Source organism: Reyranella sp., from assembly GCF_965249915.1.
In the GTDB taxonomy this organism is placed as follows: domain Bacteria; phylum Pseudomonadota; class Alphaproteobacteria; order Reyranellales; family Reyranellaceae; genus Reyranella.
Window position 1 is genome coordinate 5,646,621 of sequence record NZ_OZ252257.1, and the last position, 16,138, is coordinate 5,662,758.

General features: G+C 66.1%; 15 protein-coding genes. 8 read left to right on the plus strand and 7 right to left on the minus strand.

Annotation, left to right across the window (positions count from 1 at the left end):
- Positions 1-6: 6 nt before the first annotated feature.
- On the minus strand, positions 7-297 hold the full coding sequence (locus tag ACP15H_RS27825; protein WP_425069366.1) for a DUF2282 domain-containing protein: 291 nt from the start codon (positions 295-297) through the stop codon (positions 7-9).
- 145 nt (positions 298-442) lie between these two features.
- On the opposite strand from ACP15H_RS27825, the gene ACP15H_RS27830 reads away from it, so the two are divergent.
- The gene (locus ACP15H_RS27830) at positions 443-1,000 is read left to right on the plus strand and encodes a sigma-70 family RNA polymerase sigma factor (protein WP_425069367.1); all 558 of its coding nucleotides are present in this window, start codon (positions 443-445) and stop codon (positions 998-1,000) included.
- Entirely contained in the window at positions 997-1,632 is a 636-nt protein-coding gene (locus tag ACP15H_RS27835; RefSeq protein WP_425069368.1) for an NrsF family protein, read from the plus strand. Before ACP15H_RS27830 ends, ACP15H_RS27835 begins: the two co-directional genes overlap by 4 nt.
- A gap of 8 nt (positions 1,633-1,640) precedes the next feature.
- Here ACP15H_RS27835 and ACP15H_RS27840 read toward each other — a convergent pair whose 3' ends face one another.
- Positions 1,641-2,528: a LysR family transcriptional regulator gene (locus ACP15H_RS27840; RefSeq protein ID WP_425069369.1), complete on the minus strand. Its 888-nt coding sequence runs from the start codon at positions 2,526-2,528 to the stop codon at positions 1,641-1,643.
- A 90-nt stretch (positions 2,529-2,618) separates the two neighbouring features.
- Here ACP15H_RS27840 and ACP15H_RS27845 point away from each other — a divergent pair, with 90 nt between their 5' ends.
- From ACP15H_RS27845 to ACP15H_RS27855, 3 genes are all read left to right on the plus strand, one after another.
- Positions 2,619-3,359 carry a sulfite exporter TauE/SafE family protein gene (locus tag ACP15H_RS27845; RefSeq protein ID WP_425069370.1) on the plus strand — a complete coding sequence of 247 codons (741 nt, stop codon included), beginning with the start codon at positions 2,619-2,621 and terminating at the stop codon, positions 3,357-3,359.
- 67 nt (positions 3,360-3,426) lie between these two features.
- Positions 3,427-4,224, plus strand: coding sequence for a class II aldolase/adducin family protein (locus ACP15H_RS27850; protein WP_425069371.1), 798 nt, complete (start codon positions 3,427-3,429; stop codon positions 4,222-4,224).
- Positions 4,225-6,072: an ABC transporter ATP-binding protein/permease gene (locus tag ACP15H_RS27855; RefSeq protein WP_425069372.1), complete on the plus strand. Its 1,848-nt coding sequence runs from the start codon at positions 4,225-4,227 to the stop codon at positions 6,070-6,072. It abuts the gene before it with no gap.
- A gap of 148 nt (positions 6,073-6,220) precedes the next feature.
- Here ACP15H_RS27855 and ACP15H_RS27860 read toward each other — a convergent pair whose 3' ends face one another.
- The 3 genes from ACP15H_RS27860 to ACP15H_RS27870 all read right to left on the minus strand — a co-directional run bounded on the left by ACP15H_RS27860 (position 6,221) and on the right by ACP15H_RS27870 (position 8,958).
- Positions 6,221-6,703, minus strand: a complete 483-nt coding sequence (locus ACP15H_RS27860; RefSeq protein WP_425069373.1) for a DUF3237 domain-containing protein — start codon at positions 6,701-6,703, stop codon at positions 6,221-6,223.
- A 5-nt stretch (positions 6,704-6,708) separates the two neighbouring features.
- Positions 6,709-7,671: a hypothetical protein gene (locus ACP15H_RS27865; RefSeq protein WP_425069374.1), complete on the minus strand. Its 963-nt coding sequence runs from the start codon at positions 7,669-7,671 to the stop codon at positions 6,709-6,711.
- 120 nt (positions 7,672-7,791) lie between these two features.
- Entirely contained in the window at positions 7,792-8,958 is a 1,167-nt protein-coding gene (locus ACP15H_RS27870; RefSeq protein WP_425069375.1) for an acyl-CoA dehydrogenase family protein, read from the minus strand.
- 53 nt (positions 8,959-9,011) lie between these two features.
- On the opposite strand from ACP15H_RS27870, the gene ACP15H_RS27875 reads away from it, so the two are divergent.
- Both ACP15H_RS27875 and ACP15H_RS27880 read left to right on the plus strand, forming a co-directional pair.
- Positions 9,012-9,989, plus strand: a complete 978-nt coding sequence (locus ACP15H_RS27875; RefSeq protein ID WP_425069376.1) for a Bug family tripartite tricarboxylate transporter substrate binding protein — start codon at positions 9,012-9,014, stop codon at positions 9,987-9,989.
- Between the two features lie 22 nt (positions 9,990-10,011).
- Positions 10,012-11,037 (plus strand): amino acid ABC transporter substrate-binding protein, encoded by a 1,026-nt coding sequence (locus ACP15H_RS27880; protein ID WP_425069377.1) that lies wholly within the window; start codon positions 10,012-10,014, stop codon positions 11,035-11,037.
- 105 nt (positions 11,038-11,142) lie between these two features.
- Here ACP15H_RS27880 and ACP15H_RS27885 read toward each other — a convergent pair whose 3' ends face one another.
- Positions 11,143-12,735: a GMC family oxidoreductase gene (locus ACP15H_RS27885; RefSeq protein WP_425069378.1), complete on the minus strand. Its 1,593-nt coding sequence runs from the start codon at positions 12,733-12,735 to the stop codon at positions 11,143-11,145.
- Positions 12,736-12,758: 23 nt separating this feature from the next.
- Entirely contained in the window at positions 12,759-14,228 is a 1,470-nt protein-coding gene (locus ACP15H_RS27890) for an FAD/NAD(P)-binding protein (RefSeq protein ID WP_425069379.1), read from the minus strand.
- 223 nt (positions 14,229-14,451) lie between these two features.
- On the opposite strand from ACP15H_RS27890, the gene ACP15H_RS27895 reads away from it, so the two are divergent.
- Positions 14,452-16,104 (plus strand): thiamine pyrophosphate-binding protein, encoded by a 1,653-nt coding sequence (locus ACP15H_RS27895; RefSeq protein ID WP_425069380.1) that lies wholly within the window; start codon positions 14,452-14,454, stop codon positions 16,102-16,104.
- The last annotated feature ends 34 nt before the right edge of the window (positions 16,105-16,138 follow it).

The following is a 16,138-nucleotide window of genomic DNA, read 5'->3' on the forward strand; positions in this document are numbered from 1 at the left end:
GCTTCCTTACATCGGGGCGAGTGTGCCCTTGCGCTTCATGCCGTCCTTCAGGGTCACTTCCATGGCCGCGCAGGACCCCTTGGCGACGTATTTCCAGGCCTTGGCGTCGTAGTCGGCCTTGGCCTGGCCGGCGCAGGAATTGTTGCCGGTCGCGGCGCAGTCGTTCTTGCCCGCCATCGAGATGCCGTAGCACTTCTCCTTGTCGGTGTTGGCGGTCTGGGCGTTGGCGCCCGACGACATCAAGGCTGCGGCAGCAACGGCGGCCGCAAGGGCGGCAGTAGTGGTACGATTGATCATGGATAAATCCTCCAGGGCTCTCGAGCCAATCTCGGCTCGCAAGAGATCATTCGGGCGCAGCCACGTCGGCGTTACAGGCATGCGCCATTCTTTTTTGTCCGAAGCGCCTGTAATGTTTCGGCCATCCAACACGAATGCGTGAAGAGTGGGCTCGTTGTCCGATCCGGAAGATCTCTCCGCACTCATGCGGGCGGCCCGGAAAGGGGATGACGAGGCCTATCGGCGGCTGCTGCTCCGCGTCGCGTCCTGGTTGCGTACGGTCGCGGCTCGTGGCCTCGCGGCGGCCGGCCGACCGAATGCCGATTGCGAGGACATCGTCCAGGAGACATTGCTGGCCATGCATCTGAAGCGCGACACGTGGGACGAAAGCCAGCCGCTGCAGCCTTGGCTGCGGGCGATCGCGCGCCACAAGCTGGTCGACCATCTGCGCCGCCGCGGCTTCACCGATCATGTCGATATCGACGACCATGCCGACACGCTCGCCGCGCCTGCGTCTGCAGAAGAGGGAAGCGCCCTCGACACGCGGCAGATGCTGGCCCGTCTGCCCGAGCGCCAGAGGCGGATCGTGGAAGGTATTTCCATCGAAGGGCAGAGCGCGCGGGACGTGGGCGTACGGATGGGCATGAGCGAGGGCGCCGTCCGGGTGACGCTGCATCGTGCCCTGCGCGCCCTGGCCGACGCCTATCGCAAGGACAGGACATGAAGACCGAGCAGCTCGTTTCATCCCTGGTCGCCGACCGCGCCGGGTCGACGAGGCCGCTTGGGCCTGCCGTCGGTCGGGCCGTCGTGGCGGGCGCGCTGGTGTCGCTCGTGATCTTCGCGATCGAGTTCGGGCCGCGCGTCGATCTGGCGGCGGCCTTCGCGACCTGGCGCTTCGATGCCAAGCTCGTGCTGGTGCTGGCGGCCCTGATGGCGGCCGCCGGCACCTGCCTTGCGATGGCGCGGCCTGTGGTGACCGCGCGATGGTGGTGGGGCGTGTTTCCCGTGCTTGCCATTGCAGCGATGGCGCTCGGGACCGAACTCACCGTGCTTCCCGCGAATGCCTGGAAGGCGCGCCTTGTCGGCAGCAACGCACTCGTGTGCCTGACGGCCATCCCGCTGTTTGCGCTCGCGCCCCTGGCGGCCCTGCTGCTGGCGCTGCGGCGGGCTGCACCTGCCTCTCCCGCTCTTGCCGGCGCGGCGGCAGGCGCGCTCGCGGCCGCCACCGCGGCGGTCCTCTATGCCTTCCACTGCTTCGACGATTCGCCCCTGTTCGTGCTCACCTGGTATTCGCTGGCGGCGATCCCGGTGGTTTTCCTCGGGGCAGTCGTAGGGCACCGCCTGCTGCGCTGGTAGCAGGCCTCTCACCTGGACTTGCGCAGCGACTCGAAGAGTCGTCGCGCCGGCTTCGGCAGGTGCCGTGCGTCGCGCACATACAAAGCGAGTTCGCGCAGCGACCAGGCCTCCGCAAGGCGTAGCGTGGCGAGCGGCTGGGCGCGACGGTGCCGCAAGGCGGTCGCCTCCGGCACGATTCCAATACCGACGCCTGCCGCCACCATGGCGCAGACCGTATCGAGATTGTTGACCCTGACGCGCAGCCGCAAAGCGCGGCCGAGGCGGGCGGCCTGCATGGCGAGATGCTCGTCGAGCGCGGTGCCGCGCGGCAGGCCCACGAAGTCGAGGTCGAGCAGATCGGCAAAACCGGTCTGTCGCTCGCCTGAAAGGCGATGACCGGCCGGTACGACCAGCACCAGCCGGTCGGTCCGGAAAGGGTGGCTCTCCAGTCCCGGAACCGAAGCCGCCTGCGAGCCGATGCCGATATCGGCGTCGCCCGCGGCGATGGCGGCGCCGATCGCCGGGCTCTCGCGATCCTCGAGGTCGATGTCGATCGTCGGATTGGCGGCGAGGAAGGTCGCCAGCAGCGCCGGCAGATGCTCGGAGAGGGCAGAGGTATTGGCGAGGATGCGGATGCTGCCCTTCAGGCCCCGCGAATAGGCGCCGAGGTCGCCGCGCATCGTCTCGATCTGCTGCAGCACGATGCGGGCATGGTCGAGCAGGCTGCGGCCCGCCTCGGTCGGTTCGACGCCACGCCGTCCGCGCTTCAGCAGGGGGACGCCGAGCATATCCTCCATGCCGCGGATGCGCGCACTGGCCGAGGCGAGCGCCAGATGGGTGCGCTCGGCACCGCGCGTGATGCTGCCGGTCTGGGTCACCTGCACGAACAGCCGCAGGTCGGTGAAATCGAAGCGCAAGGAGTGCTCCTTCTGCCTTCGCCAAGGACGAAGGCATACCCCGTATCCTCCGCATTGCGAAGGCCGGGACCGGAGGCCAAGGCTTGCGTCATGGAGCTTTCGATCTTCGCCTACGTCCTCGCGGTCTTTGCCGTGTCCGGTTTCACCAAGGGGATCATCGGACTGGGGCTGCCCACCATTTCGATGGGCTTGCTGGCGGTTGTCCTGTCGCCCGTCGAGGCGGCTGCCCTGCTGATCCTGCCGTCGCTCGTCACCAATGTCTGGCAGATGCTGGATGGACCGCATCTCAAGTCTCTCGTGCGACGGCTCTGGCCGCTGAACCTCGGGGTCTGCTTCGGCACGTGGGCGGGAGCGGCCTTCCTGGCGGGGCTTGGCGGGCCGTACGGGGCGGCGGCGCTCGGCATCGCGCTGATCGCCTACGCGTTGTCAGGTCTGGCGGCGCTGCGGCTCGCCGTGCCGGCCGGCGCGGAAAGGTGGCTGGGGCCGGTCGCCGGGGCCAGCACGGGCGCGATCACGGCGGCTACCGGTGTCTTCGTCGTTCCGGCCGTGCCCTACCTTCAGGCCATCGGTCTCACAAAGGATGAACTGGTGCAGGCGCTGGGCCTGTCCTTCACCGTCTCGACCGTGGCCCTTGCGGTGACCCTGGCGGGTAGCACCGGCACAAGTCTGGGACTGGTCTGGCCGTCGGTCGGGGGTGTTGCGGTGGCACTTGTGGGCATGCGACTGGGACAGGCGGTGCGCGCCCGTCTGTCACCCCAGAGCTTCCGCTTTTGCTTCTTCGCGGGTCTTCTGGCGCTCGGCGCCTATCTCGCAGCGCGCGGGCTGCTCTGAGCCGCGGATGGACGATTGCGAAGACCGGGTCTAGCTTCCGGAACCGTTTAATTCCTGGAGCGTTTCCATGGCCGTGCACGCCCTCAAAACTTCAAAGGTTGCCAACCTTCGGTCCAACGTCTCGCCCGAGGAGTGGCAGGCGCGCGTCGACTTGGCGGCCTGCTACCGGTTGATCGACCTGTACGGCATGTCCGACCTGATCGCGAACCACATCTCGGTGCGGGTGCCGGGGGAGCATGACGCGTTCCTCATCAACGCCTACGGGCTTCTGTACGAAGAGATCACGGCGTCGAGCCTCCTGAAGATCGACCACGAGGGCAACATCCTGGCGAAGCCCGAGTTCGACGGCGGCCTGGAATATGGCGTCAACCGCGCCGGCTTCGTGATCCACAGCGCGATCCACATGGCCAAGCCGGATGTCGGCTGCGTCATCCACACTCACACCTGGCCGGGTATGGCGGTCTCGACGATGGAGTGCGGCCTGCTGCCCAACACGCAGACTTCGATGCGCTTTGCCAAGATCAGCTATCACGATTTCGACGGCGTGGTCCTCGACCTCGCGGCGCGCGAGGCGCTGGTGAAGAGCCTGGGCGACAACAACGCGATGATCCTGCGCAACCACGGCCTGCTGACGACCGGCGCCACGATTCCCGAGGCGTTCAACGCCATGCACCGGCTGGAGCTGAGCTGCAAGACGCAGCTCGCGGCCATGTCGTGCAACACCAAGCTCATCGACGTCCCGGCCGAGGTTGTCGAGGCGACTTACGTGAATTACCAGCCGAAGACCCGGCGGCCGTTCGGCCTGCTGGATTGGCCGGCACTCCTGCGGAAGCTCGACCGGATCGATCCGGGCTTCCGCGACTGATTGGATACGCCGCACAGCTCGGTACGCGCCTTCGCCGCCGTTGCCAGTGGATACTGGACGGCGCCGGGTTATCGCGCCGTCGCCTGGATGCTGACCGGTGGCCTGCTGCTCCTGGGCGTTGCCAATGTCGGCATCGCCTTGTGGCTGAACATCTGGAACCGTGATTTCTTCAACGCGCTCGACAAGCGCGACGTCACGGAGCTCATGCGGCTGCTGTGGGTACTGGCCGCCATCGTCGTTTCGGCGGGCGTGGCGGTGGCGATCCAGCTCCACGTCAAGCGGCGCCTGCAGATCAACTGGCGCTCCTGGCTGTCGCACGTCACGGTGCTGCGCTGGCTGAACGCCGGTCGGCAGTATCAGCTCGGCATGCTGGCCGACGAAGTCGACAATCCCGATGGCCGCATCGCCGAGGATATCCGCGTCTCGACCGAACTCGCCGTCGAGTTCGCGCAGAGCATCCTTCAGTGCGTGCTGCAGCTGGTCACCTTTCTCAGCGTGCTGTGGGTTCTTTCGGGCACGATGCCGATCAGGTTGTTCGGCCTGGAGTTCAACCTGCCGGGCTACATGGTATGTGCCGCCGTGGCCTATGCGCTCGTCGGTTCGCTGCTCACCTATTTCCTGGGGCGTGGGCTGATCCATGCCGGCAACATCCGCCAGAGTCGCGAGGCCGATTTCCGGTCCGGGCTGACGCGGGCTCGCGAGCATGCCGAAGGCATTGCCCTGATGCGCGGCGAGAACGACGAGCGCGAGCGGTTGCGCAGCTCGCTCTTCGACCTGCGGTCGGCCTGGAACGTCCAGACGCGCGGCCAGGGCAATCTCTCGCTGCTTACCAGCTCGCTCGCCTATCTCGCCCCGATCGTGCCGTTGATCGTTGCGCTGCCACGGTACCTTGGGGGCGAGATCGCGCTGGGCGGCCTGATGCAGACGGCGCAGGCCTTCTCCAGCGTGCAGTGGGCGCTGTCTTGGCTGATCGACAATTTCCCGAAGTTCGCCGAATGGCGCGCCTCGACCGATCGCGTTGTGCATCTCCATGTGGCGCTGACCGATCTCGAGGAAAGCAGCGAGGCGCCCGACGATGCGCGGATCGTCGTCCACCCTGCAGGAGAGTCGGACCGCCTGGTCATGCGCGAGCTGGGCGTGGCCCGCCCCAACGGCCAGATGCTGGTCGCCGAGGCTGAGGTCGAGATCCACAGGGCCGAACGGGTCCTGATCCGCGGCAAGTCGGGCAGCGGCAAGAGCACGATCATGCGGGCGGTCGCCGGCGTGTGGCCGTGGGGCCGGGGCGCCATCCACCTGCCCACGGGCGCGATCACGTTCATGCCGCAGAAGCCCTATTTCCCGCTGGGCACCCTGCGCGACGCAATGCTCTATCCCGCCGAGCCCGACGGAGGAATCAGCGACGACGTGCTGAAGGACATGCTGCACGAGGTGGGGCTCGATCATCTCCGCGACCGCCTCGACGAGACCGAGCGCTGGGACCACATCCTGTCCGGCGGCGAGCAGCAGCGCGTGGCCTTCGCCCGCGTGCTGGTCCACAAGCCCGACTGGATCTTCATGGACGAAGCCACCTCGGCGCTCGACGAGGCCGGGCAGGAAAACGTCATGAAGCTCCTGATCGAGAAGCTGCCGGAAACGTCGGTCGTCAGCATCGGCCATCGACCCGGGCTTGAGGTCTTCCATACCCGGGAGCTGACGCTGGAGGCCGGCGCCGACGGTACCACCCTCCGCGCCGATGCCAGCAAGCGGTCGCTGGGCGACCTCTACCGCAAGATGGCGGCCGTCAGCCGCACCGTGCCGCGCGACCCGGGATTCTGGGCCAACGTGCGATCCAATCTGCTGGGGCGCTAGGCTGAGCAAAGCTCAGCCATCAAGCGTCAGGACATTGCGCAGCAATGTCCGGGAGCGTCGAAGGACGAGCGAGCACAGGAAACTCATGACCCCTCCGTCGGCGTAAGACGTCGCCACCTCTGCATTTGAATGGGGATGAAAGCAGACTCTATAAAACCTCGTGGAAGCCGATCGCGATCCGCTCGGGCGCGCGTGTGGCGACACCGACGAAGGTCGACCGCTCCAGCCATTTGAGCGACGGCTCCGCTGTCTCGAAGCGTGGCGCCGTCCGGAAGTGATAGCTGCCGGGAGGCGGCAACTCTCCTTGGGCCAGGCGCGCGAGGATCTCCGGGCTTGCGACGCGGAGTCCTTCGTTTTGTACGTAGACCAGGGCGCCCGAGGTGCTGCGGATCGTGTAGCGTGCCACGACTTCGATCGTGCCGTCGGGCCGAACGATCTGCCAGTCGGCGCCGCCCGGCAGGATCTCGCCCGCGAGCCGCGGGCCGTGCACTTCACCGCCCAGGATGTCGATGATGCGCCGATGGCCGCGTGCCGTCAGGCCGAGATCCTGTACCGGACCAACCTTCGCCTTGATGGCAAAGGCGAAGCGGAGCGCCGGCGGCGTTGCAATAAAGCTGTCGACGTCCACCATCATCCTCACCTGACCGAATAGACGAATGAGCCGCCGGTCGATCGCCCGCTTCCCGTGGCTGAGGGGATGCTCATGGCTTCATAGACGAACAGGATGAAATCGCTGAAGGCCTTGCGCCCATCGAAGGGGGCCTGCCCCGGAACGGCAGGGCATCTGCCTCCGGCGACGCCGCACACGTAGAAGGTCGTTGTCTCATACGAGCCGACCTTGACCAGGTCGCCGGTCTTTTCGTCCGCCGTTCGGATGAAATGGTACTTCAGGTTCGGATTGACGTAGGGGCGAAGGTTGGACGCATTGAGATCGTCGATGCACACGATGCAGTTGGGACCCTGGGTGAACGTCGGGTCGGCGTGAATCACACGCGGGCGCAAGGGGCCGGCATGATTGTCCCGGCAGCCATACAGCTTGAAGATCACGTTTCCCGACTGCGGCGAGACCGCCTGCGCCTGGAGCGGATACTCGCAGAGGAATTGTTTCTCCGCCTCTTCCTGGCTGAGCGCGGTGTTCGCGTCACTGTGCGGCAGGGTGCCCGTGGCATACTGGTAAAGAGTCCGCAGGCGGCCCAGCTGGTTCGACGAATTGGCAGGGACCATCGTCCAGCTCTGGTTCCAGGCATCGGTCACCTGGAGACCCAGCGAGGGACTGGCGGCACCCACCGTGCTCGTGGACTGGACGTTCGGGCGGGCTCCGTTCGTGAACCTCGTGGCGGAGGCCAGGGACGGGCCCAGAGGCACGCTGATGGTGGGCGATACCGAATTGGCCGTTTGCGCGACGCCGATCGAAATCGTCACCTGCGAGGGAACGAACTCCGGATCGGCGATCGCCTGCGAGAGATTGAAGAAGATCTGTCTCTTCTGAAGGGAGTTCAGCGAGGAGGCGAGATCCGCCGTATTGTAGTTCAGCTGGGTGCTGGCGCAGGCGGAAGCCAGCAGGCAAATCCCGACGCAAACGATGTGTCGAATCGACACGATGCCCCCAAACATGCACGGCCCCGCGGCAAACGATCTTGAAAGTCATTCAAGTCTAAAGGGTCAGGCGCGTGCCATCCAGTTGAATGGCGCGCGTCGCCGCAATCTATTGGCGTCGATTCACCCCGCGTTGGGCTTGCCCAGCAGGTGATCGGAGATGATGCGCTGTTGGATTTCCGACGTGCCCTCGAAGATCTTGGTGAGGCGGGCGTCGCGCCAGTAGCGTTCGACCGCATGCAGCGTCGTGTAACCCGCGCCTCCGAACACCTGCAGCGCCTCTGAGGTCACGCGCTCGGCCATCTCGGACGCGAAGAATTTCACCATCGCCGCCTCTTTGTCGCAGCGGCGCTTCTGGTCGATCTCGTCGCAGACGAAATACATGAGCTGGCGCGCCGCCTCGATCTCGGTCGCCATGCGGGCGAGACGAAAGCGCGTGTTCTGGAAATCGCCGATCGCCTGGCCGAACTGGCGCCGTTCCTGGGCGTAGGCGGTGGCGTCCTCGAGCGCGCCACGCGCGAGGCCGATGGCTCGGGCGGCCGTATGGGCGCGGGCGCGTTCGAGCCCGGCCGAGATGTAGTAGAAGGCACGGCCTTCCTCGCCGATCAGCGCCGAGCCGGGCAGCCGGCACTCGTCGAAGGCCAGCTCCCAGGTCTTCCAGCCGAAATAGCCGATCTTGGGAATCGGCGCGCCCTTCACGCCCGGCGGCAGCGTGCCCCTCGGCTTCTCAATCAGGAAGGAGGAGAGACCGACATGCTTGCGCTTGGGATCGGGCGCATCGGAGGTGCGGGCGACCAGCATGATGTAGTCGGCGCCGTCGGCAAAGGTGCACCAGTATTTGTTGCCGGTGATCACCCAGTCGTCGCCGTCCCTGCGGGCGCGACAGGCGATGCTGCCCAGATCCGAGCCGACATTGGGTTCCGACATGGCCGCGGCGCCCAGAAATTCGCCGCGGGCGGCGCGGGGCAGGAAGACGGCCCGCTGGGCGTCTGTCATGCCGCGGCCGGCGCTGAGCCCGTTGCCGCGGGCGATGATGGAGGCGACACTCATCCAGCCACGCGCCAGCTCCTCGGTGATCAGGCAATATTCGAAGACGCCGAGGCCCAGCCCGCCATACTGTTCGGGGATGACGATGCCGAAATATCCCATGTCGGCCAGCTTCTGGATCAGCTCCGGCGGGATGTCGCCCTTTTCCGGGTCGAGCCTGTTGGCCACCGGCAGCACTTCCTTCATGACGAAGGCGCGCGCCGTCTCCTGGATCATGCGGCGCTCGTCGGTCATGTAACCCATGTCATTTCCCCGTTTCTTGCATCGGCATCGTAGCGAACTTCGAGGAGATCACAGTGCGCAGAATCATGCTCGGCGCTACGGCGCTTTTTCTCTATGCGGCATCGGCCGTTTTCCCGGCGGCGGCACAGGATTGGCCGACCCGGCCCATCACCATCGTCATGGGTTTCCCGCCGGGTTCCGGCACCGACGTGGTCGCGCGCATCCTGCAGCCTCTGCTCGACAAGGCGCTCGGCCAGCGCATCGTGATCGATTACAAGGCAGGGGCCGGCGGCAACGTGGCGTCCGACTTCGTCGCGAAGGCCAAGCCTGACGGCTACACCTTCCTGCTGGGGACGGCCGGTACGCACGGCATCAATGCCGCCCTCTACAGCAAGCTTCCGTTCGAGGTCGAAAAGGACTTCACGCCGATTTCGACCCTGGTCGACGTGTCGAACGTGCTGGCGATCAATCCCACGGCGATCGACGCCAAGGACGTGAAGGATTTCATTGCCAAGGTGAAAGCCGCGCCCGGCAAGTACAACTATGCCTCGACCGGCAACGGCGCCGGCACGCACCTCGCCTTTGCCGAATTCGTTGCAAAGGCCGGGCTCGACATGGTGCATGTGCCGTACAAGGGCTCGCCCGACGCCATCCAGTCGGTGCTGAACGGCGACACCTGCTGCATCTTCGCCCAGGTGCAGATCGCGATGCCTCAGGCGGCGGCAGGCAAGATGAAGCTGCTGGGCGTCTCGACCAAGCAGCGCGTGCCGGCCATTCCCGACGTGCCGACGATCGACGAGGCGGGACTGCCGGGCTTCGACAGCTACACCTGGTTCGGCGTCTTCGGACCGAAGGGCCTCGATCCGGCAATCGCGCAGAAAATGAACCTCGCGATCAAGGCGGCGCTGGCCGATCCCGATGCCCAGAAGAAGCTGATCGAGCTCGGCAACACGCCGCGCTATGAAACGATCGAGCAGTTCCAGGCGACGGTGGCGCGCGACCGCGCCAAGTGGGCCGATGTCGTGAAGACGGTGGGCGCCAAGGTCGAGTGATCCAGGGACGAGGAGACGATCGATGCGAAGGACGATTCTTTCAATGGCGCTTGGTGCAGCCATGGCGCTCCAGTCGGGCCATGCCATGGCCGGCAAGGACCTCGATGCCGTCCGGGCGCGCGGCCAGCTCGTCTGCGGCGTGGCCGTGGGCGGCATTGCCGGCTTCATGACGGTCGACAACCAGGGCAAGTGGACGGGCATGAACGTCGACATCTGCCGCGCCGTCTCCGCCGCGCTCTTCGGGGACTCGGAGAAGGTGAAGTACGTGCCGCTGTCGGGTCAGCAGCGCTTCACGGCCTTGCAGGCGGGCGAAGTCGACCTGCTGTCGAACAACTCGACCTGGACCCTGACGCGCGATACCGCGCTCGGCCTCGATTTCGTGGGCGTCACCTACTATGACGGTCAGGGCTTCATGGTGCCGAAAAAGCTCGGCGTGAAGAGCGCCAAGGAACTGAACGGCGCCTCGATCTGCGTCCTGACCGGCAGCACGTCCGAGCTCAACATCGCCGACTACTTCCGCACCAACAAGATGAGCTTCAAGCCAGTCCTCTTCGAGGATCCCGACCAGAGCCGCAGCGCCTTCTTCAGCGGCCGATGCGATGCCTATTCGGGCGACCAGGCCCGCCTCTACGCGACGCGCGTCGCCAATGCGCCGAATCCCGATGATTACATCGTGCTGCCGGAAGTGATCTCGAAGGAGCCGCTGGGACCGGTCGTGCGCCACGGTGACAACCAGTTCGAGGATATCGTCCGTTGGACCCAGTTTGCGATGGTCGAGGCCGAGGAAGCCGGCATCACCTCGAAGAACGTCGACGAGATGCTGAAGAGCGACAATCCCTCGATCAAGCGCATCCTCGGCGTCACGCCCGGCATGGGCAAGGCCCTCGGGGTCGACGAGAAGTGGGTCTACAACATCGTCAAGCAGGTCGGTAATTACGGCGAGAGCTTCGACCGCAACGTGGGCTCGGGCTCCCTTCTCAAGATCCCGCGCGGCCAGAACGCGCTGTGGACCCAGGGCGGCCTGCAATACGCGCCGCCGATCCGCTGACCTCATAGGAGCGCGCCACTCCAGTGGCGCTCATGTCTTCCTTATCCACGAAGCTTGAGCGCCACTGGAGTGGCGCGCTCCCTTGCGATCACCCCGCCTAAAATCTCAGCGGGCGTCCTCGCGGATCATCGCAGCGCCCTTTTCGCCGATCATGATCGTAGGCGCGTTGGTGTTGCCGGTCGTAAGCGTCGGCATCACCGAGGCGTCGATGACCCGCAGCCCCTGGATGCCGTTCACGCGCAGGCGTGAATCGACGACAGCGCGCGGGTCTTCGCCCATCTTGCAGGTGCCGACCGGGTGATAGAGTGTGTTGCCGGCGCGCCGGGCATAGGCCAGCAGGTCGGCATCGGTCTTCACATCGGGACCGGGCTGGATCTCGCCGCTGCTGTGCTGGGTCAGAGCAGGCGCGGCGAAGATGCTGCGCACATGACGGAAGCCGCCCAACAGCGCCAGCTCGTCGGTATGCGTGGTGAGATAGTTCGGCTTGATGTGCGGGCGAGCGAAGGGATCGGACGAGGCGGCCATGATGGTGCCGCGACTGTCGGGCTTCACGACGCAGACGACGCAGCTCATGCCGGGCTGCTCGTCGAGCTGGCCGAACTTGAGGGGATGCGTGCTGCCCGGCGTGAACAGGAGCTGCAGGTCGGGCGAGGCGAGGCCCTCGCGGCTGTCGCAGAAGACCTGCGCCGTCGTCACGCCGAAAGTCAGCGCGCCGCGGCCGGTGAAGGCAAAGCGCAGGATCTCCGGCAGCACGCGCGGGAAGCGCGAGACCTCGTTGACCGTTTCGGCGCCCTTAACGCGATGCACGACACGCACGACATAGTGGTCGATCAGGTTCGCGCCGACTCCGGGCAGGTCGTGCACGACCGGGATGCCGAGCGACTGCAGGTGCGTCGCCGGTCCGATGCCGGAGATCTGCAGGATGTGCGGTGAATTGACCGCGCCGCCGGAGACGATGACCTCGCGATTGGCCCGCACTTCGGTGAGCTTGCCGCCGCGCTGGAAGGTGACGCCGACGCAGCGCTTGCCCTCGAACATGAGCTTGCCGCCCTGGGCGTTCGTCTCGATCCGAAGGTTGGGGCGGCCGCGTGCCTCGCGGAGATAGGTCTGGGCCGTTGAGCCACGCCAGCGACCACGCCGGGTCATCTGCGAGTAGCCCACACCCTGGCGGGTCTTGCCGTTGAGATCGGGATTGAACGGAAAGCCGGCCTGCTGGGCGCCTTCGACGAAGCGATGGGTGAGGGGCAGGATGGTGCGGTAGTCCTCGACCTTGAGCGGACCGTCCTGGCCACGTACCTCCTTGTCGCCGCCCTGCACGTACTGTTCGGACTTCATGAAGTAGGGCAGCACGTCGTCGTAACTCCAGCCGCGGCAACCCATCTGCGCCCAGTTATCGAAGTCGGCCGGCGCGCCGCGTACATAGAGCATGCCATTGATCGAGCTCGAGCCGCCCAGCGTTCGTCCGCGCGGCCACTCGATGCGGCGATCGCCCGAACCCTTCTCCGGTTCGGTCGTGTAGTTCCAGTTGACCAGCGGATTGCGAATCAGCGAGCGGATCCCGGCCGGGATGTGGATCATGGGATGCCAGTCGCTGGGGCCGGCCTCCAGCAGGATCACCGTCGCGCCGGTCTCGCTGAGGCGCGCCGCGACCGTGCAGCCGGCCGATCCCGCGCCGACGACGACATAGTCCGCCTGCATGTTTCGTTCCCCCCCCCCCCCCCTCAGAGCGTGCCGGATCTTCTGTCGCGCGGCACGAAATAGTCGGTCGGCGCGAGTTCCGGATCCTCCTGAGCGTACATGTTCTGGACGTGCGTCTCGACATCTTCGCGGAACAGCGCGTGCGAAATCGACTGCACGAGGCGCGTCGCGCCGACGAACAGGCCGGGAATATCGCCGGCGAGCGCGCCGTGGCTCAGGATGCTGCCCCAGTTGAAGAGGTGGATGTCGCTCATGTGGGGCGTGCGGCCCGGCATCTTCTCGATCAGCTCGAAGCCCGGACCGAGATAGGGATAGCGCGCGGCCTCGGCGTTGGCCTGTGCCTCGTCGGGCGCACGTCGGTCGGCCCACAGGGTGATGTTGGCGGCAAACGAGGCGAGTTCAGGCCGGCGTGAAAGATCGATGTCGAAGCCGGTGCCGATCAGCACCGCGTCGAAGCATTCCGTGGTTTTCGCGGTCTTGACCGTGACGCCGTCGGCGTCGATGACGATGTCCAGCCAGGGTTCGGCGAAGCGGAAGGCGAAGCCCGGCAGCCTCTGCGCCCGCAGCACCGATTCATGCGGTGGCGGCGAGCCGGCCGCCAGCATGTAAGTATAAATCTTCCAGCGCCAGTCGTCGTCCAGCATGCCTTGGCCGCGCTGGAAGCCGGGAAACGACACGCCCTTCGACTTGTTGACCTGTGGCAGGTGCGGCCGCCGCGCGTAGCAGATCGCCTCGCGCGCGCCGGCTTCCAGAGCCGTGCAGGCATTGTCGATCGCCGTCGCAAGCACGCCCAGAATGCCGAGGCGCTTGCCCTTGAACGCGGTGAAGTCGATCTCTTCGAGAGTGTGATAGACGCGGGCGGTTCGGGCGGGATCCTCGGAGGCGAACGATGGGAAGGACGGCCAGCGGAAGCCGCCCGATCCGTCACGGCCGTTGGCCAGCACGATCTTGCGCACGAGAATCGTCTCGCCGGTCGACAGGCTCGCCCGCAGGAAGTCGCCGGCGGCTTCCACCTTGAGCAGCGACACACCGTTCTCGACCTTCAGGTCGACGACCTTTCGGACCCACAGGAGATAGGCGAGCCAGTCGAGGCGCGGGATCTTGTAGAGCTTCTCCCAGCCCTCGGCACCGTGCTGGGCTTCGTACCAGGCGCGGAACGTGAGCGCCGGCACGCCGAGATCGGGGCCGGTGAGATGCTTGGGCGAGCGCAGGGTCGGCATGCGCGCCGTGGTGTTCCACGGCCCTTCCTGGCCGTGGCGGTTGCGCTCGATCACGCGGATGTTGCGGATGCCCTCGCGCATCAGGCCCCAGCCTGCGGTCTGACCGCACATGCCGGCGCCGACGATCAGAACGTCGAGCACGGGGCGACCGTCGGGGCCGGTCTTTTCCGGCACCCAGTTGGCCGGCGGATAGTTCAACCGCGCCAGGTCATGACGCGCGACCTTCTCGAGTTCGTCCAGGCCCGCCGACTGCCGCTCGACAACGCTGTCCATGCCGTGCTTCCGACCCTCCACACATTTCATTAGCAGGGCCGCCCCGACGATTGAACTGCCGTACCTCTGCGGCCTGTCGTATCACGGGGAGGAATTGGACCTCCGACGGTGCCAACTCCGGATGCCACTCGCGCCTCAGCCCCGGTACTATTCTGGCTGATAGGCGATCCGGACCGAGACGAAACGCCGGCCGGAGCAGGAAAAGTCACAGGGAGAGTATGGGATGCGCGGACGTCAGGTTCTGTTGGAGACGCTGATCAATCACGGGGTCGATCGGATATTCGGCAACCCCGGCACGACCGAGAGTCCGCTGCTCGATTCGCTGCCCGACTATCCGCAGCTCGGCTACATCGTCCATCTCCACGAGGGCGTCGCCACCGGGGCCGCCAATTTTTACGCGCAAGCCAGCGGCAAGACCGCCTTCGTGAACCTTCACGTGGCGCCGGGCCTCGGCAATGCGATCGGCGCGATCTACAGCGCGCTGAAGAACAATTCGCCGATGGTCGTGACGGCCGGCCAGCAGGATACGCGCATGCGCCTGCGCGATCCCGTGCTCGGCCACGATCTCGCGGCCATCGCCGCGCCCGTGACGAAGTGGAGCGTTCAGGTCGAGCGCGCCGATGAGTTGGGCCCGATCCTCCAGCGCGCCTTCAAGATCGCCAACGAGGCCCCGGCCGGTCCTGTCTTCGTGGCGCTGCCGATCGACGTGATGGAACAGGAGACCTCCATCCCGCCCGGCAAACCCGGCCATTCCTACACGGCCACCCGTCCCGATCCGGCGGGCATCGCCGCCATGGCGAAGCTTCTGGCGGCCGCGAAGAACCCGGCCATCGTCGCGGGTGACGACGTTGCCCGCGCCGGTGCGGACAAGAAGCTCGTCAAGCTGGTCGAGAAGATCGGTGCCTCGGTGTGGTTCGAAGGTCTGCGCGGCCAGAACTCGTTCCCGACCGATCATCCGGCCTATCGCGGCACGCTGGCCTTCGATGCGCCGGGCGTGGCCACGCAGTTGGCCGACAACGATGTCGTGCTGATGGTCGGCGGGCCGTTCTTCGAGGAAGTCTGGTACGCACCGGGCTCGCCATTCGCAGTCGGTACTAGGCTGCTGCAGATCGAGGCGGGCGCCTCGCGGCTTGCCTACAATTTTGCGCTCGATGCCGGCGTGGTGGCGGATGCCGGTGCGGCACTCGAGGCGCTGGATGCGGCACTGACGGGCGTCGATGCCGCGGCCGCCTCGAAGCGCAACGAGGCGATGAAGGCGCGCAAGATGGACGATGATGCCGCGCAGAAGGCGCGCGTCGAAAAGGCCTGGGCGCGCACGCCGACCTCGATGGCGCGTGCGATGGCCGAGATCCGCGCAGGCTCGCCGAAGGATGTCGTCGTGGTGGACGAGACCATCACGGCCAATCTCGATCTCTTCAAGACCTTCACTTTCAAGGGACCGGACGACTATTACAGCGGTCGCGGCGGCGGTATCGGTCAGGGCCTGGCGGGCGCCATCGGCGTGGCGGTCGCGCAGACCCAGCGGCCGATCCTCTGCGTGTCGGGCGACGGCTCGTCGATGTACTCGATCCAGGCGCTGTGGACGGCGGCGCACCACGAGCTTCCGATCGTGTTCGTCATCCTGGCGAACCGCGAGTATCGCGTGCTCAAGCACAATATCGATGCGTATCGCGCCCGCTTCGACGTGAAGTCGAACAAGCCCTACATGCACATGGACCTGACCGGTCCGACCATGGGCTTCGTCGACCTGGCCAAGGGCATGGGCGTGGCCGGCACCTACGTCGCCAAGGCCGACGACATCAAGGCCGCCGTCGAAGCTGCCTTTAAGTCCGGCAAGCCCCACCTCGTCGAGATCGAGATCGAGGGCAAGCGCTGAGAAGCTGGGGGCGCGCCACTCCAGTGGCGCGATC

What these genes read in the sequence shown, in the direction of transcription:
- ACP15H_RS27825 (WP_425069366.1), bottom strand. Translation starts at nt 297, where the DNA reads ATGATCAATCGTACCACTACTGCCGCCCTTGCGGCCGCCGTTGCTGCC.
- ACP15H_RS27835 (WP_425069368.1), top strand. Translation starts at nt 997, where the DNA reads ATGAAGACCGAGCAGCTCGTTTCATCCCTGGTCGCCGACCGCGCCGGG.
- ACP15H_RS27885 (WP_425069378.1), bottom strand. Translation starts at nt 12,735, where the DNA reads ATGCAGGCGGACTATGTCGTCGTCGGCGCGGGATCGGCCGGCTGCACG.
- ACP15H_RS27895 (WP_425069380.1), top strand. Translation starts at nt 14,452, where the DNA reads ATGCGCGGACGTCAGGTTCTGTTGGAGACGCTGATCAATCACGGGGTC.
- ACP15H_RS27880 (WP_425069377.1), top strand. Translation starts at nt 10,012, where the DNA reads ATGCGAAGGACGATTCTTTCAATGGCGCTTGGTGCAGCCATGGCGCTC.
- ACP15H_RS27870 (WP_425069375.1), bottom strand. Translation starts at nt 8,958, where the DNA reads ATGGGTTACATGACCGACGAGCGCCGCATGATCCAGGAGACGGCGCGC.
- ACP15H_RS27845 (WP_425069370.1), top strand. Translation starts at nt 2,619, where the DNA reads ATGGAGCTTTCGATCTTCGCCTACGTCCTCGCGGTCTTTGCCGTGTCC.
- ACP15H_RS27890 (WP_425069379.1), bottom strand. Translation starts at nt 14,228, where the DNA reads ATGGACAGCGTTGTCGAGCGGCAGTCGGCGGGCCTGGACGAACTCGAG.
- ACP15H_RS27850 (WP_425069371.1), top strand. Translation starts at nt 3,427, where the DNA reads ATGGCCGTGCACGCCCTCAAAACTTCAAAGGTTGCCAACCTTCGGTCC.
- ACP15H_RS27860 (WP_425069373.1), bottom strand. Translation starts at nt 6,703, where the DNA reads ATGGTGGACGTCGACAGCTTTATTGCAACGCCGCCGGCGCTCCGCTTC.